At 67.3% G+C, this 21,567-nt stretch carries 24 protein-coding genes; 15 read left to right on the top strand and 9 right to left on the bottom strand.

What is annotated here, in order from left to right; translation table 11 throughout:
* Positions 1-29: 29 nt before the first annotated feature.
* On the bottom strand, positions 30-287 hold the full coding sequence (locus VG543_RS11205) for a DUF2789 domain-containing protein (protein ID WP_006390068.1): 258 nt from the start codon (positions 285-287) through the stop codon (positions 30-32).
* Between the two features lie 105 nt (positions 288-392).
* On the opposite strand from VG543_RS11205, the gene VG543_RS11210 reads away from it, so the two are divergent.
* From VG543_RS11210 to VG543_RS11235, 6 genes are all read left to right on the top strand, one after another.
* Positions 393-980: a biliverdin-producing heme oxygenase gene (locus tag VG543_RS11210; RefSeq protein ID WP_134731335.1), complete on the top strand. Its 588-nt coding sequence runs from the start codon at positions 393-395 to the stop codon at positions 978-980.
* Positions 981-1,011: 31 nt separating this feature from the next.
* Positions 1,012-1,479, top strand: a complete 468-nt coding sequence (locus tag VG543_RS11215; RefSeq protein ID WP_021203620.1) for a YbaN family protein — start codon at positions 1,012-1,014, stop codon at positions 1,477-1,479.
* Positions 1,466-2,194, top strand: coding sequence for a tonB-system energizer ExbB (gene exbB / locus VG543_RS11220; RefSeq protein WP_329842984.1), 729 nt, complete (start codon positions 1,466-1,468; stop codon positions 2,192-2,194). Before VG543_RS11215 ends, exbB begins: the two co-directional genes overlap by 14 nt.
* A 9-nt stretch (positions 2,195-2,203) precedes the next feature.
* Positions 2,204-2,629 carry a TonB system transport protein ExbD gene (gene exbD, locus VG543_RS11225; RefSeq protein WP_171952675.1) on the top strand — a complete coding sequence of 142 codons (426 nt, stop codon included), beginning with the start codon at positions 2,204-2,206 and terminating at the stop codon, positions 2,627-2,629.
* Positions 2,626-3,345, top strand: a complete 720-nt coding sequence (locus VG543_RS11230) for an energy transducer TonB (RefSeq protein ID WP_423178563.1) — start codon at positions 2,626-2,628, stop codon at positions 3,343-3,345. Before exbD ends, VG543_RS11230 begins: the two co-directional genes overlap by 4 nt.
* 117 nt (positions 3,346-3,462) lie before the next feature.
* Positions 3,463-3,768 (top strand): hypothetical protein, encoded by a 306-nt coding sequence (locus VG543_RS11235; protein ID WP_111098772.1) that lies wholly within the window; start codon positions 3,463-3,465, stop codon positions 3,766-3,768.
* 43 nt (positions 3,769-3,811) lie between these two features.
* Here VG543_RS11235 and VG543_RS11240 read toward each other — a convergent pair whose 3' ends face one another.
* The gene (locus tag VG543_RS11240) at positions 3,812-5,839 is read right to left on the bottom strand and encodes a sodium-translocating pyrophosphatase (protein WP_423178564.1); all 2,028 of its coding nucleotides are present in this window, start codon (positions 5,837-5,839) and stop codon (positions 3,812-3,814) included.
* Between the two features lie 360 nt (positions 5,840-6,199).
* Here VG543_RS11240 and VG543_RS11245 point away from each other — a divergent pair, with 360 nt between their 5' ends.
* Positions 6,200-6,703: a hypothetical protein gene (locus tag VG543_RS11245; RefSeq protein WP_423178565.1), complete on the top strand. Its 504-nt coding sequence runs from the start codon at positions 6,200-6,202 to the stop codon at positions 6,701-6,703.
* A gap of 74 nt (positions 6,704-6,777) precedes the next feature.
* On the opposite strand, the gene VG543_RS11250 is transcribed toward VG543_RS11245, so the two are convergent.
* The 3 genes from VG543_RS11250 to VG543_RS11260 all read right to left on the bottom strand — a co-directional run bounded on the left by VG543_RS11250 (position 6,778) and on the right by VG543_RS11260 (position 9,507).
* A complete protein-coding gene (locus VG543_RS11250) occupies positions 6,778-7,170 on the bottom strand; it encodes a DUF488 domain-containing protein (protein ID WP_111098769.1) in 393 nt (130 codons plus the stop codon).
* Positions 7,171-7,291: 121 nt separating this feature from the next.
* Positions 7,292-8,086, bottom strand: a complete 795-nt coding sequence (locus VG543_RS11255) for a hypothetical protein (protein ID WP_019662018.1) — start codon at positions 8,084-8,086, stop codon at positions 7,292-7,294.
* Between the two features lie 164 nt (positions 8,087-8,250).
* Positions 8,251-9,507, bottom strand: a complete 1,257-nt coding sequence (locus VG543_RS11260) for a 6-phosphofructokinase (protein ID WP_346473592.1) — start codon at positions 9,505-9,507, stop codon at positions 8,251-8,253.
* A gap of 136 nt (positions 9,508-9,643) precedes the next feature.
* On the opposite strand from VG543_RS11260, the gene VG543_RS11265 reads away from it, so the two are divergent.
* The 3 genes from VG543_RS11265 (at position 9,644) to VG543_RS11275 (ending at position 12,478) form a co-directional block, all read left to right on the top strand.
* The gene (locus VG543_RS11265; RefSeq protein WP_019662016.1) at positions 9,644-10,207 is read left to right on the top strand and encodes an adenylate kinase; all 564 of its coding nucleotides are present in this window, start codon (positions 9,644-9,646) and stop codon (positions 10,205-10,207) included.
* Positions 10,208-10,538: 331 nt separating this feature from the next.
* Entirely contained in the window at positions 10,539-11,903 is a 1,365-nt protein-coding gene (gene mpl / locus VG543_RS11270) for a UDP-N-acetylmuramate:L-alanyl-gamma-D-glutamyl-meso-diaminopimelate ligase (protein ID WP_155030070.1), read from the top strand.
* Positions 11,900-12,478, top strand: coding sequence for an LON peptidase substrate-binding domain-containing protein (locus VG543_RS11275; RefSeq protein WP_021203629.1), 579 nt, complete (start codon positions 11,900-11,902; stop codon positions 12,476-12,478). The genes mpl and VG543_RS11275 overlap by 4 nt, the downstream gene beginning before the upstream one ends.
* 176 nt (positions 12,479-12,654) lie before the next feature.
* On the opposite strand, the gene VG543_RS11280 is transcribed toward VG543_RS11275, so the two are convergent.
* Positions 12,655-14,652, bottom strand: coding sequence for a VTT domain-containing protein (locus VG543_RS11280; RefSeq protein ID WP_423178566.1), 1,998 nt, complete (start codon positions 14,650-14,652; stop codon positions 12,655-12,657).
* Positions 14,653-14,737: 85 nt separating this feature from the next.
* Here VG543_RS11280 and VG543_RS11285 point away from each other — a divergent pair, with 85 nt between their 5' ends.
* Positions 14,738-15,400: a serine/threonine-protein kinase gene (locus VG543_RS11285; protein ID WP_058983488.1), complete on the top strand. Its 663-nt coding sequence runs from the start codon at positions 14,738-14,740 to the stop codon at positions 15,398-15,400.
* Positions 15,397-15,903, top strand: a complete 507-nt coding sequence (locus tag VG543_RS11290; protein WP_423178567.1) for a DUF2867 domain-containing protein — start codon at positions 15,397-15,399, stop codon at positions 15,901-15,903. The genes VG543_RS11285 and VG543_RS11290 overlap by 4 nt, the downstream gene beginning before the upstream one ends.
* A gap of 100 nt (positions 15,904-16,003) precedes the next feature.
* Here the strand turns inward: VG543_RS11290 and VG543_RS11295 are convergent, their stop codons facing one another.
* Positions 16,004-16,687, bottom strand: coding sequence for a hypothetical protein (locus tag VG543_RS11295; protein ID WP_021203633.1), 684 nt, complete (start codon positions 16,685-16,687; stop codon positions 16,004-16,006).
* Between the two features lie 108 nt (positions 16,688-16,795).
* On the opposite strand from VG543_RS11295, the gene VG543_RS11300 reads away from it, so the two are divergent.
* Entirely contained in the window at positions 16,796-17,614 is an 819-nt protein-coding gene (locus VG543_RS11300) for an SDR family oxidoreductase (RefSeq protein WP_058983483.1), read from the top strand.
* Between the two features lie 83 nt (positions 17,615-17,697).
* Positions 17,698-18,654, top strand: coding sequence for a DUF3829 domain-containing protein (locus VG543_RS11305; protein WP_423178568.1), 957 nt, complete (start codon positions 17,698-17,700; stop codon positions 18,652-18,654).
* 44 nt (positions 18,655-18,698) lie between these two features.
* On the opposite strand, the gene VG543_RS11310 is transcribed toward VG543_RS11305, so the two are convergent.
* Complete coding sequence (locus VG543_RS11310) at positions 18,699-19,571, bottom strand: ion transporter (RefSeq protein WP_171952683.1); 873 nt, start codon at positions 19,569-19,571, stop codon at positions 18,699-18,701.
* Positions 19,572-19,634: 63 nt separating this feature from the next.
* Between VG543_RS11310 and VG543_RS11315 the strand changes: the two genes are divergently transcribed.
* Entirely contained in the window at positions 19,635-20,861 is a 1,227-nt protein-coding gene (locus VG543_RS11315; protein WP_134731315.1) for an acetylornithine transaminase, read from the top strand.
* Positions 20,862-20,954: 93 nt separating this feature from the next.
* Here VG543_RS11315 and VG543_RS11320 read toward each other — a convergent pair whose 3' ends face one another.
* Positions 20,955-21,557: an HAD-IA family hydrolase gene (locus VG543_RS11320; protein ID WP_423178569.1), complete on the bottom strand. Its 603-nt coding sequence runs from the start codon at positions 21,555-21,557 to the stop codon at positions 20,955-20,957.
* Positions 21,558-21,567: the final 10 nt, after the last annotated feature.

Consider the following 21,567-nt stretch of genomic DNA (forward strand, 5'->3'; position numbering starts at 1 on the left):
GCCAGCGCCCCGCCGCGCCCGGCGTCTACTTACAGCCCGGTCGCGGCCTTCACCGCATCTTCGTGCAGCGACTCGTTCAGCTCGTCCACCACGGTGGTCCATGCCGCATCGGCCTGCAGCGACTCGGACAGGAACTGGCGCTGCGCATCGTTCCAGTACGGCGCCTCGACCACTTCCACATCGGTGGCCAGCTGGTGCTCGCGGATGAAGCGGGCGATGCCCTCGGCGCTGGCGTCCAGGCCCAGCTGCAGGAACAGGTTGGTCATGCGCGGTTCGGTGGTGATCATCGTCGGTTCCTGCGGTAAGAAGGGATGCGCCATTATCGGCGCACATAGCCTTGGGGAAAGCCCCGTGGCAAACGTCTACAGCAGGACGACCCCCTTGGCATCCCCATGAACGCACACATCGCCCCTGAAGACAGCCGCAGCCTGCGGCTCAAGGCCGCCACCCGCGACAGCCACGGTGCCCTGGACAAGCGCATCATGGCCGGCGACATCTTCGCCGACCGCAGCAATTTCGCCCGTTTCCTGCGCGTGCAGTATCGCTTCCACCGCAGCATCGATGCGCTGTATGCCAACCCTGCGCTGGACGCACTGCTGCCGGATCTGGGCGAGCGCCGCCGCCTGACCCAGGTCGCGCGCGACCTGCAGGACCTGGAGCAGACCCTGCCGGGGGCTGACATCGCGGCGTTGCCGTCCGATCTGGAACTGCCCGCCGCGTTGGGGTGGCTGTACGTGGCTGAAGGCTCCAACCTGGGCGGCACCATTCTGTACAAGATGGCCGCCAGGCTCGGCCTGGACCGTGATTTTGGCGCCCGCCACCTGGCCGCGCATCCGGATGGCGCGGCGCGCCACTGGCGTGAGTTCACCGCTGCGCTGGACGCGGTACCGCTGAGTGTCGAGCAGGAGCAGCAGGTGATCGATGCCGCCGACGCCGCGTTCCGCAGCGTGCACGGCCACGTCGAAGTGGAATTCGCCTGATGCGCGGCGCGCGCCCACAGGTGCAGCGCTGATGCGCTGGCTCTGGTTCGCGCTGGGCTGGCTGATGGTCGGGCTCGGGGTGATCGGCGCGTTGCTGCCGGTGATGCCGACCACCATCTTCCTGATCCTGGCCGTGGGCTGCTTCGCGCGCAGCTCGCCGAAGTTCGAGCAGCGCCTGTTGGCGCATCCGCGCTACGGCCCATCGCTGCGGTTGTGGCGCGAGCAGGGCGCGGTATCGCGCAAGGGCAAGGCGTTTGCCAGTGCCGGCATGGCGCTGGGCTTTGCCCTGTTCTGCTGGGGCGCGCATCCGTCCTGGCGCCTGCTGTTGGGCGTGGGCCTGTTCTTCGCGGTCAGCGCCGGCTACGTGCTGAGCCGACCGGCCCCCCGGCTGGAGCCCCATCCGGTCGTGGAAGTGGACGACGCCAATGATCCGCGCGCGGCCCGTAGTCGCGCAGCGACCCCTGATGCTGATGGAAGCCGAGATGATGCTGCCTGCTGACCTGGCCCCCGTGGCCGCCCCCGCATTGACCCCGTGGGGCATGTACCTGGCCGCCGACGTGGTGGTGAAGGCCGTGATGATCGCGCTGGCACTGGCGTCGCTGTCCACCTGGACCGTGCTGTTGGCCAAGGGCTGGGAGCTGACCCGCCAGGCCCGGCAGCTGCGCGCGGCGCGCGCGCTGTTGCTGCAGTCCGCACAGCTGCCGCCGCAGAGCGGAGAGGCAAGTCTGCAGCAGGGCACCGCACTCGCCATGCTGGACGCCGCCCGCACCGAACTGCGCCTGTCGCAGGATCTGGATAGTCGCGACGGCATCAAGGAACGCATCGCCTCGCGCCTGGACCGCATCGAACTGGAGACCGCGCGCGTGCAGCGGCGCGGCATCGGTGTGCTCGCCAGCATCGGCGCGGTGGCGCCCTTCGTCGGCCTGTTCGGCACGGTGTGGGGCATCATGAACAGTTTCATCGGCATCGCACACAGCAACACCACCAACCTGGCGGTGGTTGCGCCCGGCATCGCCGAGGCCTTGCTGGCGACCGCACTCGGCCTGGTCGCGGCGATTCCCGCGGTACTGGTCTACAACCATTTCAGCCGCGTGTTGGCCGGCCTGCGGGGCCTGCTCGGCGATCTGTCGGCGGCCGTGCAGCAGCTGGTTTCGCGCGATCTTGATCGTGCCGTGCCGCGTGCCGCAGCGGCACCGCTGCGCGCGGTGCACTGAGGCGCGACGATGGCGATCAGGACCGGGTCCGACCGTGACGACGCACCGGAAGAAGCACACGAGATCAACGTCACGCCCTTCATCGACGTAATGCTGGTGCTGCTGATCATCTTCATGGTAGCCGCACCGCTGGCCACCGTGTCAGTGCCGGTGCAGCTGCCGGCCAGCAGCGCCAGTGCCACGCCGCCCGAACAGGCGCCGGTGTATGTGACCGTGCAGGCCGATCTGTCGATGCGCGTGGGCGAGCAGGCGGTGGCGCGTGACGGGCTGGCCGCTGCATTGCAGGTAGCCACCCACGGTGACACCTCGCAACGCCTGTTCCTGCGTGCCGATACCCGCGTGCCTTACGGTGAACTGATGGCAACGCTGGATGCGCTGCGTGCGGCGGGCTACCTGAAGGTGGCACTGGTTGGACTGGAGCAGGGCGCGCGATGAGCGGACTGCGGCGCTGGGCGACCAGCCTGGCGATCGTGCTGCTGGTGCATGCGTTGCTGGTCAGCGTGGCCTGCTGGTGGGCGGCGCGCGCACCGGCGGTGGCCGCCGCAGCGCCGCCCGCTGCATTGATGCTGGAGCTGGCGCCGATGGCACAGGCGCCTCCGGTGCCGCCGCGCGAGGTTGCCACTGGGCCGCTGCAACAGCAACAGCAGCGACAGGCGCCGAAACCGGCCCTGCGTGAGCAACCCAAGGCACCGGTGCAGCCGCAGGGTGACCTGCCACCGCCGCGTACGCCGGAGCCGACGCCCTCGCCGGACACCGCCGAGGCCAATGTCGCGCAGACCAGCGCACCGCCGCAGGTGGCGGCCGACGCGGCCGCACGCTACACCGCACCGCAGACCACCGCCGGCGAGCGCAGTCGCGCCGAGGCCACCTGGGAGGGGCGCCTGCTCGGGCATCTGCAGAAGCATCGGCGCTATCCGCGCCAGGCCGAGCGGCTGCGCCAGCAGGGCGTGGTCTACGTGCGTTTTGCCGTGGCCCGGGATGGCGCGGTCTCGGGGCTGACGCTGGGCCGCAGCAGTGGCTTCGCGTTGCTCGACCAGGAGACGCTGGACACCGTGCAGCGGGCCAGCCCGGTCCCGGCGCCGCCGGCCGAGGTGCCTGGCGGCCCGGTGCAGGTGATGGTGCCGGTGTCATTCTTCCTGCGCGGGCGCTGACCGCCATCGGGGTCGGATCCCTTTCCGCAGGACAGGGCTCTGACCCGAGCCGGAATTCAAGGCAGCGCGCAGGCGTTATGCTCGCGCACGACCGTCAATGGACGCGCGGAGGTTGGCATGACGACACGGACGTTACGGGTGCTGGCCTGGTGCAGCGTGTTGCTGGCTGCATGCCTGGCCGTGCTTTCGCTGGCACCGTTCACGCCGGCGATCATCTTCGCCTGGCCCTTGCTGGTGTTCGCCGCCTTCTGCATCTGGCGTGGCGCGTGGCTGCCCGGCGCACTGTGTGCGTGGCTGGCTTCGCTCGCTTTCATCGGCAGCCCGCTCAGCCTCTTCGATGGCTGGGACCGGCCGATCTATGCCTGCTGGATGATCGTCGTGGTGCTGCTTGTCATCCGATGGATGAGGCGGTCGCGGCCGTAGCGTCGAGCCTGCTCGACGCTACGGGTTCATGCATGGCGTGGATCTACAACAGAGGCACCAGCAGCAGCGCCACGATGTTGATGATCTTGATCAGCGGATTGATCGCCGGGCCAGCGGTGTCCTTGTACGGGTCACCGACGGTGTCGCCGGTCACGGCCGCCTTGTGTGCCTCGCTGCCCTTGCCGCCGAAGTGGCCGTCCTCGATGTACTTCTTGGCGTTGTCCCAGGCGCCGCCGCCGGTGGTCATCGAGATGGCCACGAACAGGCCGGTTACGATCGTGCCGATGAGTAGACCGCCGAGTGCGCGCGGCCCCAGCAGCAGGCCGACCACCACCGGCACCACCACCGGCAGCAGCGAGGGCACGATCATTTCGCGGATCGCCGAGCGGGTCAGCATGTCCACCGCCTTGTCGTACTGCGGCTTGCCGGTGCCCTGCATGATGCCGGGGATCTCGCGGAACTGGCGCCGCACCTCTTCCACCACTGCCCCCGCCGCACGACCGACCGCTTCCATCGCCATCGCACCGAACAGGTAGGGAATCAGGCCGCCGATCAGCAGGCCGATGATCACCGTGTGGTCGCTGAGGTCGAAGCGGAATTCCTGGCCGGGGTTGGCGACCTGCAGGTTGTGGGTGTAGTCGGCGAACAGCACCAGTGCGGCCAGTGCAGCCGAGCCGATCGCATAGCCCTTGGTCACTGCCTTGGTGGTATTGCCCACCGCATCCAGCGGGTCGGTGATGTCGCGGATTTCCGAGGGCAGCTCGGCCATTTCGGCGATGCCGCCGGCGTTGTCGGTGATCGGTCCGTAGGCATCGAGCGCGACGATCATGCCAGCCATCGACAGCATCGCGGTGGCGGCGATGGCGATGCCATACAGGCCACCCAGCGCGAACGCACCCCAGATCGCAGCACACACCGCCACCACCGGCAGTGCAGTGGACTTCATCGAGATGCCGAGGCCGGCGATGATGTTGGTGCCGTGCCCGGTGGTCGAGGCCTGCGCCACGTGTTGCACCGGCTTGTACTGGGTGCCGGTGTAGTACTCGGTGATCCACACGATCAGCCCGGTCAGGACCAGGCCGATCAACGCGCAGCCGTACAGTGGCATCGGTCCATGTACGTTGTCACTCATCAGCCCGGTGGTGATCGGGTAGAACGCGATCGCGGCCAGCACGCCGGAGACGATCACGCCCTTGTACAGCGCGCCCATGATCGAGCCGCCTGGCTTCACCTTGACGAACAGCGCACCGATGATCGAGGCAATGATCGACACACCGCCCAGCACCAGCGGATACAGCACGGCATTGGCGCCCGCCTCGGCCAGCATCAGGCTGCCCAGCAGCATGGTGGCGATCACGGTGACCGCATAGGTCTCGAACAGATCGGCGGCCATGCCGGCACAGTCGCCGACGTTGTCGCCGACGTTGTCGGCGATCACCGCCGGGTTGCGCGGGTCATCCTCGGGAATGCCGGCTTCCACCTTGCCGACCAGATCGGCGCCGACGTCGGCGCCCTTGGTGAAGATGCCACCGCCCAGACGCGCGAAGATCGAGATCAGCGACGAACCGAACGCCAGACCGACCAGCGCGTGCAGCGCCTGTTCCATCGGCAGGCCCATCCGCAGCAGCAGTGCGTAATAGCCGGCCACACCCAGCAGGCCCAGGCCGACCACCAGCATGCCGGTGATCGCACCGCCGCGGAAGGCGACGTCCATCGCCGCACTGATGCCATGGCGTGCGGCCTCGGCGGTGCGCACGTTGGCGCGCACCGACACGTTCATGCCGATGTAGCCGGCGGCGCCGGACAGCACCGCGCCGACCGCGAATCCAATCGCGGTATACCAGCTGAGGAACACCCCGACCAGCACGAACAGCACCACGCCGGCGATGCCGATGGTCAGGTACTGGCGGTTGAGGTAGGCACGCGCACCTTCCTGGATCGCGGTGGCGATCGCGACCATGCGCTCATTGCCGGTGGGTTGGCGCAGGATCCAGCGCGCCGAGACGATTCCGAACAGGATCGCGAGAATGGCGCAGCCCAGCGCCAATGAAAGCCCGTGACGTTCCAGCATTAGACCCCTCCGCAGAATGGATGTAGGCATCCAGTGGCGATGAACGGCACCACGAGGGGGACGACGGGCTGCAGCCTGGAACCAACCCGTACCGACCTTGGCGGTCGTCCGACGTATGGCGGTGTTCAGCATTCCCTGGTGCCCGCAGTATGCGTGCCGCCACTTGTAGAGTCGAGCCATGCTCGACTGGCCTCTACGAGCCGCACCTCGTGATCCTGTGGGCGCCCTCAAGACGGAACGCATCGCCATGCGCGCGGGCCCTGCCGCCGGGCCATGGGCACGATTCGAGAGCCATCAGGCCTTTGCGCCCCGTTAAGCCAGTCTCTGCAAGCCTGCGCACAGTCCCGTAGGAGATCCCACATGCGCCTGTCCCTGTTGATGCTTGCCGCCCTGGTCCCGGCCCTGCCGGCATTCGCCGCGGAAACCCCGGAACTGCAGCGTGCCGTGGGCGTGCCCCAGGCGGTGGGTGCGGTGCATACGTTGCGCCAGATCCCCGAGGCCTGCGCGCGGCTGGAAGGTGTGTTCACCGGCGACGCCGCCGCGCCCTACCGCTTCTCCGCCGTGCGTACCAGCGAGCAGTGCCAGCCACGCGCGCGCTTCGTCGATTACACCAAGGCACAGCCGAGTGCCGACAAGGGCTGGAAGCTCAACGATGTGATCCGCGTGCCGAGCGCGGCGTGCCCGGCCCAACAGGCAGTGGTGCGGGTGTGGCGCCTGCCGTCGAGCAACAAGGTCGAGCTGGACGGCCAGGGCCAGTCGCGCATCTATCTGGAAGAGGCGAAGAAGCAGGCGGCTGCCGGCCAGATTCCGCAGGTGACGATGTTTGCCGCGCAGCTGCAGATGGAAGGCAAGGCCTGTAATTGATACAGGTGGGTGCCGACCGTTGGTCGGCACCGATGCCGCATCCACGCATGGCGTGGATCTACTGCGGCGCGCCATCATTCTCCGGCCAGCGTCGCCCCGCGCGCCACCAGCAGCTCGCGAAGCGCCTTGCGGTGGCAGTGCGCCTCATCCTCGCAGTAGCACCCCACGCTGAGGTCGCTGTGCTGCGACATCGCAGCCAGCAGGTCCAGCGCGTGGGCCGCATCCGGGGACTTCATCTCAGCCTTGTAGTGGCGGAAGAACGCGTTCCAGTCGGCGGCCGTTTTCGCCTCGTGCGCCTGCTTCACCAGTGCCGCGCTGGGTGACAGGGTCGGGAACCAGACGTCGTACCAGTCCTGCCGGGCGAACTCGCTGCGCGGCACGCCGCGCGGCGGGCGCCGCACGGTACCGATACGCAGCCCCTCGCCGGGTTGGCGTGGCGTTCCCAGTCGAACAACGCGCAAGGCCATGATGATCTCCAGGCGGGGCGTCCATCATCCTGCGATGCTCGTGCGCCAGGCGTGAACCGCTGTGGAAAGGAAAATGCCCGGGCGCCTGCGCACCCGGGCATTTTCCCCATGCCTGCAGCAATCAGTTGCCGCGGCAGTCCTTCAGCCACAACACACGTCCCACCTGGTCATAGCTGTCGACCACGCCGGTCAGCGTCACTTTCTCGCGCGGGCGCAGGGCCAGCGCATACGCGGCCTGGTTGGCTGCGAACGAGCAGGAAATGGCCACGCGCTCAAAGTCGATGCTGCCATCGCTGGGCAGGTCGAAGCTGGTGTTGTAGGTGCCGCCACTGCGCAGCACGGTGGTGATGCGACCGGTGATGGCGTAGGTCTTGCCCTTGTAGCGCGGCTCGATCGCGGCCGGGTTGTCCTTGTTCTGGTTGCGCAGCTGGAAGCCAAAGCGGTCGGCGGCGATCGTTACCACCGACGCCTGCGGAGTGGCCTTGGCCGCCTGTTCGCCAGCCTTGCCCGGCTTGACCTGGTTGAGCAGCTTGCACATTTCTTCGCGCACGCCATCGGCCGAGGCAATGGCGCCCTTGTTGACCTTCACCACCATGCCGACGGTACCCTGGCCGCCTTCGGAGGTGGCACTGATGATCATCGGGATCGGCTTGTGGGCCAACGATTCCGGCTCTTCGATCAGCATCGAGCCGCCTTCCACGTCCTCGCTGAGGACGTCCATGTTGGCGTTCTTGGCGATCACCCGCATCTGGCCGATGGCACTGGCCACGGTCAGGTCCGGATGGGTGACCGATGAAGTGAAGGTCGTGCCGACGAAGGGGTTGCCCTTCTTCTGGAAGTTGCTTTCGCAGGTCGCAGCGAAGGCGGGTGCGGCGGCACCGCACAGCAGCGCGGCGATCAGGATCGGGTGCTTCATGGTTACAGTCCTTGTGAAATGGCAGCACAGGCCCGGGCCACGTGGCCGGGCAGCGTCGAATCTGGCTTGCGGCGGCCCCTTTGCCCCGGGCCGGAGCCCGATTGTGGGGCGCTTCGGTGGTCTCCGCAATGCGCCCTGTGCTCCGCACAGGGCGCAGGTGCACCTCAGCCTTCGAAGGCCGGCAGCTTCTGCTTCACCGCCACGTTCTTCAGTGTGACGTACTTCGGCAGGCCATCGGTGCCATACGGAAGCGGCGCTTCGCCCTTGATCAGCGGCGACAGGTAGGCGCGCGCCTTGGCGGTGATGCCGAAGCCGTCGCGGCGGATGAAGCCGGCGGGCATCTTCTTTTCATGGTTGGCAATCTTCGACAGCGGCGCCGCTTCGATCTTCCAGCGGTAGGGCGCGTCGCCGCTGCGCACGATCACCGGCATCACGCCGTTCTGGCCCTTGAGCGCCAGCTGCACCGCAGCCTTGCCGACCGCCTGCGCCTGCTCCCAGTCGGTCCTGCTGGCCAGGTGGCGGGCCGAGCGCTGCAGGTAATCGGGCAGGGCCCAATGCACCTTCAGGCCCAGCTGGTCCTTGACCCGGCCGGCCAGGTGCGCGGCCACGCCGCCCAGCTGCGCGTGCCCGAATGAATCCTTGCCGCCGCCGGCGTCGGCAACGAAGCGGCCATCGGCGGTGGCGATGCCTTCCGATGCCACCACCACGCAGTAGCCGACGCGCTCGACCACGGCCTTGACCTTGGCCAGGAACGCCGCCTCGTCATAGGCGCGTTCGGGCAGCAGGATGATGTGCGGCGCCTCGTCATCGCCGTTGCCGGCCAAGCCGGCGGCCGCGGCCAGCCAGCCGGCGTGGCGGCCCATGGCCTCGTAGATGAAAACGCGGGTGGAGGTCTCGGCCATCGCCGCCACGTCCAGCGCCGCTTCGCGCACCGAGACGGCGGTGTACTTGGCCGCCGAGCCGAAACCGGGGCAGGTGTCGGTCACTGCCAGGTCGTTGTCGATGGTCTTGGGCACGCCGATGCAGGTCAGGTCGTAGCCGGAGGCCTTGGCCAGCTGCGAAACCTTCAGCGCGGTGTCGGCCGAGTCGTTGCCACCGTTGTAGAGGAACCAGCGCACGTCATGCGCGCGCAGCACCTCCAGCAGGCGGTCGTAGCGGGCGCGGTCGGCGTCCAGCGATTTCAGCTTGACCCGGCACGAGCCGAAGGCGCCGCCCGGGGTATGGGCCAGCGAGCGGATCGCGGCCGCGCTCTCCCTGCTGGTGTCGATCAGTTCTTCGCGCAGGGCACCGAGGATGCCGTTGCGGGCGGCCAGGACCTTGATGCCCTTGGCCCGGGCCTGCTCGATCACCGCCGCCGCCGTGGCGTTGATGACCGCAGTAACACCGCCGGACTGGGCGTAGAGGAGGGTACCGTTGCGCATGCGTCTACCTGCTCGGGGGAAAGGACATTGCAGGGACATTACCCGGATGCGGTAAAGTGGCGCTATTGCGGTGCAGCGATACCGGCCCGTCCGGGACGCGAACCTTCTTTGTTTTCAACACGTTGGAGTCAGGTCAATGCGATTGGTTCTGTTGGGACCGCCCGGTTCGGGCAAGGGGACACAGGCGACGCGCCTGAAGGAAAAGCTGGGGATCGCCCACATTTCGACCGGTGACATGCTGCGCGCGGAAATCGCCGCCGGCACGGAGCTGGGCAAGCAGGCCAAGACGGTGATGGATGCCGGCAACCTTGTGTCGGACGACATCCTGCTGGGCATGCTGGAGTCGCGCCTGACCCAGGCCGATGTCGCCAAGGGCTTCATCCTCGATGGCTACCCGCGCAATGTGGCCCAGGCCAATGCGATGGACGGCCTGCTGGCCAAGATCGGCCAGCCGCTGGACGCGGTGGTGCAGCTGGACGTGCCCACCGAACTGCTGGTGGACCGCATCGCCGGCCGCGCCAAGGAGCAGGGCCGCGCCGATGACAACCCGGAAGCGGTGCGCCAGCGCCTGCAGGTCTACAACGAGCAGACCGCCCCGGTGGTGGACTTCTACGCTGGCCGCGGCACCCTGGCCCGGGTTGACGGCGTCGGTGAGCTGGACGAGATCGAAGCCCGCATCCTGGCGGCGATCAACGCCTGACCCGGCGGGGCCGGCGTGCTGCCGGCCGCACGGGTGCAGAAAAAAACACAGGCCTGGTCCGTGAGGATCAGGCCTGTGTCGTTTGATAGGCGCCAGCAGAGGGCTTGCTCAGGGCCCCGCAGCATGAGCTCCCTTGGGGATGGCCTCTTGGGGAGTAGGACCGGTTCGGGTACTGCGGCTGGCAGTTCGAATTGTGTCCGGGTTCACAGAACATCGCTATCGGGATTTCCCTGACAGATGATTGGAGTTTCCTCACATCCTGTGTAGGACTTGTCTTACCCAAGAGCGGACATTGGCCCTATACAGCCGTCATCGGTCACAATCCTCGGTCATGAGCAGCGTACATATCCTTGCAATCGCCGGCACCTTCATGGGCGGCGTGGCCGCCCTGGCGCGGGAACTGGGCCATACGGTCAGCGGCAGTGACCAGGCCATCTATCCGCCGATGTCCACCCAGCTCGAGCAGCTGGGTATCACCCTGGACCAGGGCTACCGCGCCGACAGCGTGCCACCGGGCACCGACGACGTGGTGATCGGCAACGCACTCTCGCGCGGCAATGCCGCCGTTGAGGCCGTGCTCGACGCCGGCCAGCGCTATATCTCCGGTGCGCAGTGGCTGTCCGAGCAGGTGCTGCCGGGCCGCGACACGCTGGCCGTGGCCGGTACCCATGGCAAGACCACCACCACCACCATCCTCACCTGGCTGCTGGAAAGCGCCGGTCGTTCTCCCGGTTTCCTGATCGGCGGCGTCGCCGAGGATTTCGGCGTCTCCGCCCGCCTGGGCCAGGGCCGCGAGTTCGTGGTCGAGGCCGACGAGTACGACACCGCCTTCTTCGACAAGCGCAGCAAGTTCGTGCACTACCGGCCGCTGGTGGCCATCCTCAACAACCTCGAATACGACCACGCCGACATCTTCCCGGACGTGGCCGCGATCCAGCGCCAGTTCCATCACCTGGTGCGCACGGTGCCGGCGCGTGGCCGACTGATCGTCAATGGCGAGGATCAGCATCTGGCCGAAGTGCTGGCGATGGGCTGCTGGACCCCGGTTGAGCGTTTCGGATTCGATCCGTCGCTGGAATGGCATGCCGAGCTGCTGGCTGCCGATGGCAGCGCGTTCCGCGTGCATCACCGCGGGCAGGCACTGGGTGATGTGCAGTGGTCGTTGCTGGGCCGCCACAACGTGCTCAACGGCCTGGCGGCGCTGGCAGCCGCACATGCGGTGGGTGTTGCGCCGGCCGAGGTGATCCCGGCGCTGGCGCGCTTCCGCAGCGTCAAGCGCCGCATGGAAGTGATCGGCAGCCATGAGGGCATCACCGTCTACGACGATTTCGCCCACCACCCGACCGCAATCGCCACCACGCTGGAAGGGCTGCGCGCCAAGGTGGGCGATGCGCGCATCGTGGTCGCGATGGAGCCGCGCAGCAATTCGATGCGGCTGGGCGCACACGCGCAGGCGCTGGCACCCTCGCTGGCGCTGGCCGATGAAGTGGTGTTCCTGCATCGCCCGGAACTGGCCTGGGATGCCGCTGCGGTGATCGCCGCAGTGCGCGGCCAAGCGCACGCGGTGCCCGATACCGACGCGCTGCTGGCGCAATTGCAGGCCAGCGCGCGCAGGGGTGACCACGTGGTGTTCATGTCCAACGGTGGCTTCGACGGCGCACCGCGCCGCTTCCTTGCCGCGCTGCAGGCCCGATGAGCGTCGACGGTTCACTGCCGCTGTTTCCGCTGCACACCACGCTGGTACCAGGTGCGGCGGTGGGCCTGCGCGTGTTCGAACGGCGCTACCTGGATCTGGTACGCGACAGCGGCCGCAGTGGTGAGGGCTTTGGTGTCTGCCTGATCCTCGACGGCCAGGAAGTGGGAGCCCCGGCAACGCCGGCCGCGTATGGCGTGCAGGTGCGCATCGAAGACTTCGATGTCGGCGCCGACGGCGTGCTGCAGTTGCGTCTGCGCGGCACCCGCCGTTTCCATGTCGAGCGCACCCGTGTGCGTGACAACGGGCTGGTGGTAGCCGATGTGCGCTGGTGCGATGAAGACCCCGACGACGAACTGCGGCCGCAGCATGCGCTGCTGGCCACGGTGCTGGGGCACATCATCGAACAGGCCGGCGAGGCCTATGCACCGGCCAACCCGGCGTTGCTGGACCAGGCCAGCTGGGTCGGCTGGCGGCTGGCCGAGCTGCTGCCGCTGAGCGAGCAGCAGCGGTTGCAGCTGCTGCAGTTGGACGACCCGCACCAGCGTTTGCAGCAGTTGCTGGGCTGGATGCCGTAACAGCCTGCCCCGGGTGGCGTGCGCCCTGGTGCACACGCTGGGGTATGCGGGGAATGCCATCCACGCATGGCGTGGATCTACTGTAGAGCCGAGCCTATGCTCGGCTTGATGGTTCCCGCGAAGAGCAGCCGAGCATGGGCTCGGCTCTACAGTGGGTGGCTGCGTGCCGGTGCCGGTCAGGGCGTGGTGGTCTTCAACCGCAGCACCGGCAACCCGGTTTCGCTGTGCACATCCTCGCGCTGCGCCAGGTCCTGCACGGCGTCCTTCACCGCGTTCAATGCCGGGTCGACGCCGCGCAGTGGATGCCACATGCCGATCCATTCGAAATGGCGCTGGTAGCGCAGGGTCTGCGCACTGCCCAGCCACAGTGGCGTATTGCCCGGCTGCAACTGTGCAGGGGCTGGCCACAGGCGCAGTACGTAGCGCTCATCGCGATGTGCACCCTGGCGCACCATCAACAGCGCTTCCACGCGGGTGTCCAGCGTCGCCGGCAGCACCGGCAGGTCATCGGCGCCGGTGTTCTTGTCCAGCATCAGCAGCGCCTGCTGCCAGCCGGCCTGCTCCTGTCGCTTCCAGCCGCGCGCTTCCAGTTGCGCCTGCAGCGGTGCCAACGGACCGGCCACCTGCACGTCCAGCGGCCAGCGCTGGTCGTCGTCGAACTCGTTGCGGCGCGCCGGCAGCGTGGCCCAGTCGTGCTGCCACCAGGCCTGCGTGTCCATTGCCTGCGGGGCCGGCAGGGTCGGCTCGAAGCGTTCCAGCTTCACCGGGATGTTGCGCGGTGCGTACCACATCGCGGCGACGGCGAAGACGCCATAGAACAGCCAGGCCACCGGTTTCACCCAGAACGAGCGGTTGAAGCGGCGGCGGTAGGCGATGCCCAGCACCAGCAGCCAGAACGTGCCGAACAGCATGCCGCCGATCACGTCGCTCAGCCAATGCGCACCCAGGTACAGGCGCGAGAAGCCGATCAGGCTGACCACGATGCCCGACACCAGGTACGGCCAGACGCGGGTGCGGCCGGGCATCTCACGCGCGATCAACACTGCGAAGAAGCCGAAGGTGATGGTGGCCATGGTCACCGACACCGAAGGGAAGCCGAAGCCGCTGCTGGCGTCGACCGGGCGCACCACATCCACGGTGGCACCCAGCAGCATGGTCAGCGCCAGGCCGAAGGCGAGGGCGGCCAGCCAATGTGCGGCCGCCATCCAGCGCCGGCGCCAGATCAGGTAGCCCATCGCTGCAGCGGTGGCCGGCAGTAGTACCTGCCAGGCGCCCAGCGACGCCAGCGCGGCCATCGGGTAATCGGCCAGCGGGTTACGCAGCGCCAGCATGGCCTGGTGCACCAGCAGGTCGATCGCCAGCGGCTCGCCGTGCGCGACCACCACGGTCAACAATGCGAACCAGCCCCAGCCCAGTACCAGCAGCATCAACGCCAACATCGCCAGCGGCACCGATTCACGGCGCTTGGGATCAAGCACGCCGACGGTATAGCGGCCCAGCGTGGGGTGGCGGTTGGACCAGTCCAGCAGGCGTGCCAACCAGTTGTCCATGCGCGCGGCCGACCAGCGGTAGCCGTACAGCACGATGGCCCAGACCAGGCCGAGGATCACCGCCAGCAGGCCGACCACCACCACCAGCCGACCGGCCACCGCGGCCACCGCGTCATAGGCCTCGCTAAGAATCCAGCCGGGGGCCAGGAACAGGACCGCCCATGAAATGCTGGCGATACCACTGGCCTGTACATAGCGGCTGGCCGGCATCTTCATCATGCCCGCGATGGCGGGCACGAATGGCCGGATCGCGCCGACGTAGCGTGCCACCAGGATGCTCTTGAAGGCATTGCGGCGGAACAGGTTTTCGCCGCGGTCGAGCAGCTGCGGGTAACGGCTGAACGGCCACACGCCGCGCAGGCGGTCGCCCCAGCGGCGGCCGATCCAGTAACTGATGCCATCGCCGGCAAACGCACCCAGTGCCGCAGCCGCCACCGCGTACGGCCCGGAGATCTGGCCCAGGCCAATGAACACGCCCACCGCGAACAGCAGTGGCAGCGCCGGCACGATGGCGCCAAGAATGATGACCGCATCGCAGAAGGCGATGAGGAAGATAACGGCGCCCGCCAGCACGGGGTGAGCGGCAATCCACGCGAGCGTGGCGTCGATCCATGAAGAGTCCATTGCCCGATTATAGGGGCGTGAAGGTGACTGGTTCCCAGCCGCTTGGTGACCGTTTGCAACCAGTGCCATCGCCTAGAATGGGCCCATGCCGCATACGCCCGACGCTCAACCGCATGCTTTGAAGGCCGACAGCTTCGGCCGGATCCTCCTTGTGAATGGGCCCGATGGTCCCTTTGTGCGCCGTGATCTTGGTGCCACGCCGCTGTGGTTGCGGCTGCCTGCATGGTGGCTGGCCCGCCGCGAGGCCCGCGCGCTGCAGCACATTCACGGCATGGCCGATGTGCCGCAGCTGCTGGCCTGGAATGGCCATCACCTGGATCGCAGCTTCATGGCCGGCGACGCCATGTACCAGCGCCCACCGCGCGGCGACCTGGCCTGGTTCCGTTCCGCGCGCCGGCTGCTGCAGCAGCTGCATCGCAACGGCGTGGCCCACAACGATCTGGCCAAGGAGGCCAACTGGCTGGTCACTGAAGATGGACGGCCGGCGCTGATCGACTTCCAGCTGGCGGTGATCGGCAACCCGCGCTCGCGCTGGATGCGGCTGCTGGCGCGCGAGGACCTGCGCCACCTGCTCAAGCACAAGCGCATGTACTGCCGTGAATCGCTTACGCCGGTGGAGAAGCGGTTGCTCAAGCGCACCTCGTGGGTGCGCGAACTGTGGTTTGCTACCGGCAAGCCGGTCTACCGCTTCGTCACCCGCCGCATCCTGCATTGGGAAGACAACGAAGGGCAGGGGCCAAAGCCGTGAGCCGTGTGCAGGTGTTGACCAGCCCGCCGAGTGTGGGCAGCGTCTTGCACCCACAGCTGGCTGGCGCCGACTTCGTGCACGCCTGCCAGGCGACGACCCGTCGCGATGGGCGCTCGGCCCTGCAGGCCTACCGCGACATGGCCGCGACCATTCCCGGCTGGTTCGATGGGCTGATGGCGCTGCGCAACCACGGCATGCGCCTGCTGGGCATGAAGCATCTGGGTTCGTTGCGTGCAGTGCAGATTGTTGAAGATCCTCAACCCGGCCAGCGGCTCGGCATCTTCACCCTGCAGTCGATGGATGACGATGCCATCGTGCTGGAAGACGACGACCGCCATCTTCGCGTGCAGCTGGCGCTGCAGTGGCAGGGCGACGTGCTGGAAGTGGCGACCGTGGTGCATACGCATAACGCCTTCGGGCGCGCGTACATGCTGCCGGTTGCGCCGGTGCACCGGTTGATCGTGCCGCATCTGCTGAAGAAGCAGGTGCAGGCATACCGGTGATTCGACACTGCGTCCGCCGGGCGTGGCCCGGCGCTGCCTGGATGGCACGTTTCGCATCGGTAGCGCCGGGCCATGCCCGGCGACACGCGGCGTTTCCGGGTTACGGCGTCGCCGGTACCACCTGCTGGCCGATGAAGTTGCGCTTGGCGTCGAAGTCATAGGCGATCTGCAACTGCCCGACATCCGGGCAGGCGTGGCAGTCGCGCAGCGGTGTGCGGTACAGCAGGCGGATGCCACCATTCTCCAACGGCGAGGCGCCGGCCGACTGCGCCGGTGCGAACGGCGTGGCTTGCGGGTTGGCCTTCAGCAGTTCCTGCACAGTGGGGTCGGCACGCAAGGTGTCGTCCAACTGCACGGCATCCACATCGATGCGCTTGCCGCTGGCATCGACCAGGCGGGTACCTTCATTGGTGTTGGCGCGGAACGGATACTCGACCGTGGCAATGCCCAGTCCTTCGTTCTCGTGCCACGCGGTCACATAGGCCAACTCACCGCCGGTGGACAACTGCTCGGCGGCGGTGATGGCCTCGGCACTGGCGCCACCGGCGCGCATCGCGTCGCGAAGGCAATCCCGGGTGGCCGCGTTCTCGCCCTGGCGGCAGGCGTTGAGGTCGCCATCCCAGACCACCGCCTCGCTCCAGCGCATCTTGCCGTCGGCGGCGGCCTTCTCCGCGCTGGGCGTGTCACCGGCGGGTGGCTCCTTGCCGGGTTCCGGCGAACGGCCCTGGCAGGCAGTCAGCAGGGCAAGCCCCAAGGCAGGCAGCAACAGGCGGGAACGGCGCATGGCGTGTACCTCGTGCGTTGTCTGGAGGCCCGAGTATCGTCAAGGGCGGGTGAACTCCGCGTCGGCGCGGCATACTAGCGGCTCATTGCATACGCTGGAGTGCGGAACGTGGGCAGTCTGCAGGGCAAAACGCTTTTCATCACCGGTGCCTCGCGTGGCATCGGCCTGGCCATCGCACTGCGCGCCGCGCGCGACGGGGCCAACGTGGCGATCGCGGCCAAGTCGTCGGTGCCGAATCCGAAGCTGCCGGGCACCATCCACACCGCCGCCGAAGCGGTGACGGCTGCAGGCGGGCAGGGCCTGGCGCTGAAGTGCGACATCCGGGAGGAAGAGCAGGTGCAGGCGGCGGTGGCGGCCACGGTCGACACCTTCGGTGGCATCGACATCCTGATCAACAACGCCAGCGCGATCTGGTTGCGCGGCACGCTGGATACGCCGATGAAGCGTTTCGACCTGATGCAGCAGGTCAATTCGCGCGGCAGCTTCCTGTGCGCGCAGGCCTGCCTGCCGTACCTGCTGCAGGCGCCGAACCCGCACATCCTGACCCTGGCGCCGCCGCCGAGCCTGGAGCCGAAGTGGTGGGGCGCACATACCGGCTACACGCTGGCGAAGATGGGCATGAGCTTCGTCACCCTGGGCCTGGCCGCGGAATTCGGCCCGCAGGGCGTGGCGGTGAATGCGCTGTGGCCGCGCACCGTCATCGCCACCGATGCGATCAACATGATTCCGGGCGTGGATGCGGCTGGCTGCCGCACGCCACAGATCATGGCCGATGCCGCACACGCGGTGCTGGTGCGCGAAGCGGCCGGCTTCCATGGCCAGTTCCTGATCGACGATGACGTGCTGGCACAGGCGGGTATCACCGATCTGTCCGGCTATGCGGTGGACCCGTCGCGCGCGCTGTTGCCGGATCTGTTCCTGGATTGAGCTGGTTCCTGAAACGGGGAAGCCCTCGTCAGGATAACGCTGGTGCCGTACTGTCTCTCCCCTGTACAACATGGATGTCCCGTATGAGTCATTCCGCCGCTTGTCGCCGTCTGCTGGCGTTTCCCGTCCTTTGTCTGCTGCTGTCGGCCTGCAGCGATGCGGGAGTCGGGTCTGGCTCTGGCTCTGGCTTGCGCGAACGCAAAGCCAGCGCCTATGCAAAGTGCCGAGATGCGATGGAACTGAGCGTTCGGGGGGGATTTGAACGATATACAAGCTGGATGAAGGACGCTGACGCGGGTCCGACGGGAACGGAGACAGCCCCGCGTGGACCGGGCTGGAGTGCCAATGACGTCGAGTACGACTGTGGCAACGCGGTGACGGAGGCATTGGAGCGGCAGCCCCCCGTCACCTTCGACGCGGCAGCCCGGCAGTACCATCAGGCGCTGCTGGCCTTGCAGGCCGTCGCTGAGCCTGTTGATCGTTATTATCGTCGTGAAGAATTCCGTCGTGACGGCGGCGCAGGCATGCGCCGCCAGCACGCTGCCCTGATGCAGGCTTACGCGAGGTACTTTGCAGCGAACGAAGTGCTGGATGCTGCCCTGCATCAGCACGACCTTGCCTACCGCGCTGAGTTGCTGGCGAGGATGGAGGGATATCAGGGAAGGTCCACGGACTACTACGCACTACGTTTCGTGGGTGAAGGCCGTGATCTGGTGCGCTCGCTGCGGGGGCCGACGCCAGACCTGGTAGCTGCACGCAACCAACTGCAGCAGTATCAGACCATGCTCCAGCAAGCGCAGAACAGTGGCATCGGCAAAGATGTGGCGGCGTGGCGCCTGTTCGAGCTTTCCGCCGACACCTTGGTCAGTGAAGCCTGGCATCGCGTCGAGCGATTGGAAAAGGGCCAGCCGATTGTCGAGCAGGATCCGGCGGTGCTGTTGCCTGGTATGCGGCCCAGGGTGTATGCGTCCCCTGGCGCCCTGTCGCGACTGAACGATGCCTATGGTGACCTGGCTGCGGCAAGCGGTCGCCTTCCCTGATCCCATTCCCGGGACCATGGTCCACGCACCTGGGCATGCTGGTCTCAGCTGTTGAACGTTTCGGGAAGGATCCCACCGCACTTGCGGCAGTGCCGCGAATCCGGTTCATGCCCCTCCAGCCCGCAATGCGGGCAGCCGCGGGCATCACGGCGCGCGGCCAGTTCGGCCTCGCGCATGGTGCTGGCCAGTTCGGCGGTGTAGATGCCGGTGGGCACGGCGATGATGCTGTAGCCGATCAGGATCAGCACCGAGGTGACGAAGCGGCCGAGCACGGTCTGCGGCACGATGTCACCGAAGCCGACCGTGGCCATGGTCACCACCGCCCAGTACATGCTGGCCGGGATGTTGGTGAAGCCGTGTTCGGGGCCCTCGATCACGTACATCAGCGCACCGGCGATGATGGTGATGGTGATCACCGTGAACAGGAACACCAGCACCTTGCGCCGGCTGCGCCACAGTGACGTCATCAGGACGCCGCTTTCCTCGATGTAGCGGGTCAGCTTGAGGATGCGGAACACCCGCAGGATGCGCAGCGCGCGCACCACCAGCAGGCTCTGCGCACCCGGGATGAACATCGACAGGTAGGCGGGCAGGATCGACAGCAGGTCGATGATGCCCCAGATGCTCACCGCGTAACGCAGCGGGCGCCTGACAACCGCCAGGCGCAGCAGGTACTCGGCGGTGAAGATGATCGTGAAGCCCCATTCCAGGATGTACAGGCCGGTGGACCATTCGGCATGCAGGTGCTGCACGCTGTCGATCATCACCACCAGGATGCTGGCGACGATCGCCACCACCAGGATCAGGTCGAAATTGCGCGAAGGGCGGGTGTCATGGCGGTAGATGATGTCGAACCACCGACGGCGCCAGCCGGTCTCGGTGGCGGGGTTGAGCTGGGGGGCGGAAAACGGTCGCATGGGCGCATTGTGCCGCAGGGGTTCCGGCGCGAGAATGGGCATTCCTGAACCCTGCCGACTGCCATGACCGCCGCGACCGATCCGCTGATTTCCCTTTCACACTACTACCTGCCGGTCTACAAGCCCCGCCAGGTGGTACTGGAGCGCGGCCAGGGCGCCCGTGTGTGGGACAGCCAGGGCCGTGAGTTCATCGATCTGGCCGCCGGCATCGCCGTGTGTGGCCTCGGCCACAACGATCCGGACCTGGTGGCCGCGCTGGTCGAGCAGGCCGGCAAGCTCTGGCACACCAGCAACGTGTTCTACAGCGCGCCGCCGTTGCACCTGGCCGAGGAGCTGGTCAAGGCCAGCCGCTTCGCCGAGCGCGTGTTCCTGTGCAATTCCGGCGCCGAAGCCAACGAAGTGGCGATCAAGATGGTCCGCAAGTGGGCCTCCAGCCAGGGGCGCCCGGCCGACAAGCGGGTGATCATCACCTTCCGCGGCAGCTTCCACGGTCGCACCCTTGGCGCGGTGACCGCTACTGCCCAGCCGAAGTACCAGGAAGGCTACGAGCCGCTGCCCGGTGGCTTCCGCTACATCGATTTCAACGATGAGGTGCAGCTGGAAACCGCGATGGCCGCCGGTGACGTGGCGGCGGTGATGCTGGAGCCGATCCAGGGCGAGGGCGGTGTGATGCCGGCCAAGTCCGGCTTCCTCAAGCGCGTGCGCGAACTGTGCGACCAGCACAACGCATTGCTGGTGCTGGACGAGATCCAGGCCGGCATGGGCCGCACCGGCACGCTGTTCGCGCACTGGCAGGACGAGGTGGTGCCGGACATGGTCACCCTGGCCAAGGCACTCGGTGGCGGCTTCCCGATCGGTGCGATGCTGGCCGGCCCGAAGGTGGCCGAAACCATGCAGTTCGGTGCGCACGGCACCACCTTCGGTGGCAACCCTCTGGCCGCTGCGGTCGCACGCGTTGCGCTGCGCAAGCTGGCCTCGGCGGAGATCGCCGCCAATGTCAGCCGCCAGTCGAAGGCGCTGCGCGATGGCTTTGCGCGCATCAACGAAGAATTCGGCGTGTTCAGCGACGTGCGTGGCCGCGGCCTGATGCTGGGCGCGGTGCTGGGCAAGGACTTCGCCGGCCAGGCTGGGGCGATCCTCGACCATGCCGCCGAGCAGGGCCTGCTGACCCTGCAGGCCGGCCCGGACGTGCTGCGCTTCGTGCCGTCGTTGAACATCACCGACGAAGAAGTGGCCGAAGGCCTGAAGCGCCTGCGCGCGGCGATTGCTGCGTTCATTGCCGCGCGCTGAGGCCTGCAGAGGCATCTGTAGAGCCGAGCCTACGCTCGGCTCATCGCGATGTCAGGCAACAGGAGCCGAGCATGGGCTCGGCTCTACAGCGCGTCATGCGATCCGATAGCGCTTCAACACCTTGCCCAATCCCCGGCCATCGCGCACGGTTTCCGCGTGCAGGCCGGCAGCGCGCGCGCCACGCACATTGGCGAACAGGTCATCGACGAACAGCGTGCGCGAGGGCGCCACGCCCAGTACGTCGAGTGTGCGCATGAATACCGCGGGCGCAGGTTTGCGCAGGCCGAAATCCGCGCTGCAGAACACGCGGCCCTGCAGCGCAGGGAACAGTTCCGGTAGCAGGGTGGGCAATGCCTGCTGCATCAGCGCGCCGTTGTTGGTCAGCACCGCGATTGGCAGTTGCAGGGCCTGCAATCGTTGCAACACGGCCGCCTGAGGATGGCTGGCGGCCCGTCGCGCCGCGGTCCATGCAGCCACTTCGACAGTCGTGCCCAGAAGTTCTCCCAGCTGCGCCAGATAGGCCGGGCCATCCAGCGTGCCATTGTCATGTGCCGCTTCCAGGCCGCTGTCATACAACGCGGCCTGCACGGCCTGCGTCGGAACCTGCAGTGCTTGGGCCAGGTGCAGCACGCGCTGCGCGCGCTGGTACTGCACCAGCACGCCATCCACATCCAGCAGCAACAGATCGATCCGCATCGGCCGAGCA

The sequence above is a fragment of the Stenotrophomonas sp. CASM101 genome, assembly GCF_049384845.1.
Taxonomy (GTDB): Bacteria; Pseudomonadota; Gammaproteobacteria; order Xanthomonadales; family Xanthomonadaceae; genus Stenotrophomonas; species Stenotrophomonas hibiscicola.

Excerpts from the sequence above, each read along its gene's own strand:
- VG543_RS11205 (WP_006390068.1), bottom strand. The coding sequence starts at position 287 with ATGATCACCACCGAACCGCGCATGACCAACCTGTTCCTGCAGCTGGGC.
- VG543_RS11210 (WP_134731335.1), top strand. The coding sequence starts at position 393 with ATGAACGCACACATCGCCCCTGAAGACAGCCGCAGCCTGCGGCTCAAG.
- VG543_RS11215 (WP_021203620.1), top strand. The coding sequence starts at position 1,012 with ATGCGCTGGCTCTGGTTCGCGCTGGGCTGGCTGATGGTCGGGCTCGGG.
- exbB (WP_329842984.1), top strand. The coding sequence starts at position 1,466 with ATGCTGCCTGCTGACCTGGCCCCCGTGGCCGCCCCCGCATTGACCCCG.
- exbD (WP_171952675.1), top strand. The coding sequence starts at position 2,204 with ATGGCGATCAGGACCGGGTCCGACCGTGACGACGCACCGGAAGAAGCA.
- VG543_RS11230 (WP_423178563.1), top strand. The coding sequence starts at position 2,626 with ATGAGCGGACTGCGGCGCTGGGCGACCAGCCTGGCGATCGTGCTGCTG.
- VG543_RS11235 (WP_111098772.1), top strand. The coding sequence starts at position 3,463 with ATGACGACACGGACGTTACGGGTGCTGGCCTGGTGCAGCGTGTTGCTG.
- VG543_RS11240 (WP_423178564.1), bottom strand. The coding sequence starts at position 5,839 with ATGCTGGAACGTCACGGGCTTTCATTGGCGCTGGGCTGCGCCATTCTC.
- VG543_RS11245 (WP_423178565.1), top strand. The coding sequence starts at position 6,200 with ATGCGCCTGTCCCTGTTGATGCTTGCCGCCCTGGTCCCGGCCCTGCCG.
- VG543_RS11250 (WP_111098769.1), bottom strand. The coding sequence starts at position 7,170 with ATGGCCTTGCGCGTTGTTCGACTGGGAACGCCACGCCAACCCGGCGAG.
- VG543_RS11255 (WP_019662018.1), bottom strand. The coding sequence starts at position 8,086 with ATGAAGCACCCGATCCTGATCGCCGCGCTGCTGTGCGGTGCCGCCGCA.
- VG543_RS11260 (WP_346473592.1), bottom strand. The coding sequence starts at position 9,507 with ATGCGCAACGGTACCCTCCTCTACGCCCAGTCCGGCGGTGTTACTGCG.
- VG543_RS11265 (WP_019662016.1), top strand. The coding sequence starts at position 9,644 with ATGCGATTGGTTCTGTTGGGACCGCCCGGTTCGGGCAAGGGGACACAG.
- mpl (WP_155030070.1), top strand. The coding sequence starts at position 10,539 with ATGAGCAGCGTACATATCCTTGCAATCGCCGGCACCTTCATGGGCGGC.
- VG543_RS11275 (WP_021203629.1), top strand. The coding sequence starts at position 11,900 with ATGAGCGTCGACGGTTCACTGCCGCTGTTTCCGCTGCACACCACGCTG.
- VG543_RS11280 (WP_423178566.1), bottom strand. The coding sequence starts at position 14,652 with ATGGACTCTTCATGGATCGACGCCACGCTCGCGTGGATTGCCGCTCAC.
- VG543_RS11285 (WP_058983488.1), top strand. The coding sequence starts at position 14,738 with ATGCCGCATACGCCCGACGCTCAACCGCATGCTTTGAAGGCCGACAGC.
- VG543_RS11295 (WP_021203633.1), bottom strand. The coding sequence starts at position 16,687 with ATGCGCCGTTCCCGCCTGTTGCTGCCTGCCTTGGGGCTTGCCCTGCTG.
- VG543_RS11305 (WP_423178568.1), top strand. The coding sequence starts at position 17,698 with ATGAGTCATTCCGCCGCTTGTCGCCGTCTGCTGGCGTTTCCCGTCCTT.
- VG543_RS11310 (WP_171952683.1), bottom strand. The coding sequence starts at position 19,571 with ATGCGACCGTTTTCCGCCCCCCAGCTCAACCCCGCCACCGAGACCGGC.
- VG543_RS11315 (WP_134731315.1), top strand. The coding sequence starts at position 19,635 with ATGACCGCCGCGACCGATCCGCTGATTTCCCTTTCACACTACTACCTG.
- VG543_RS11320 (WP_423178569.1), bottom strand. The coding sequence starts at position 21,557 with ATGCGGATCGATCTGTTGCTGCTGGATGTGGATGGCGTGCTGGTGCAG.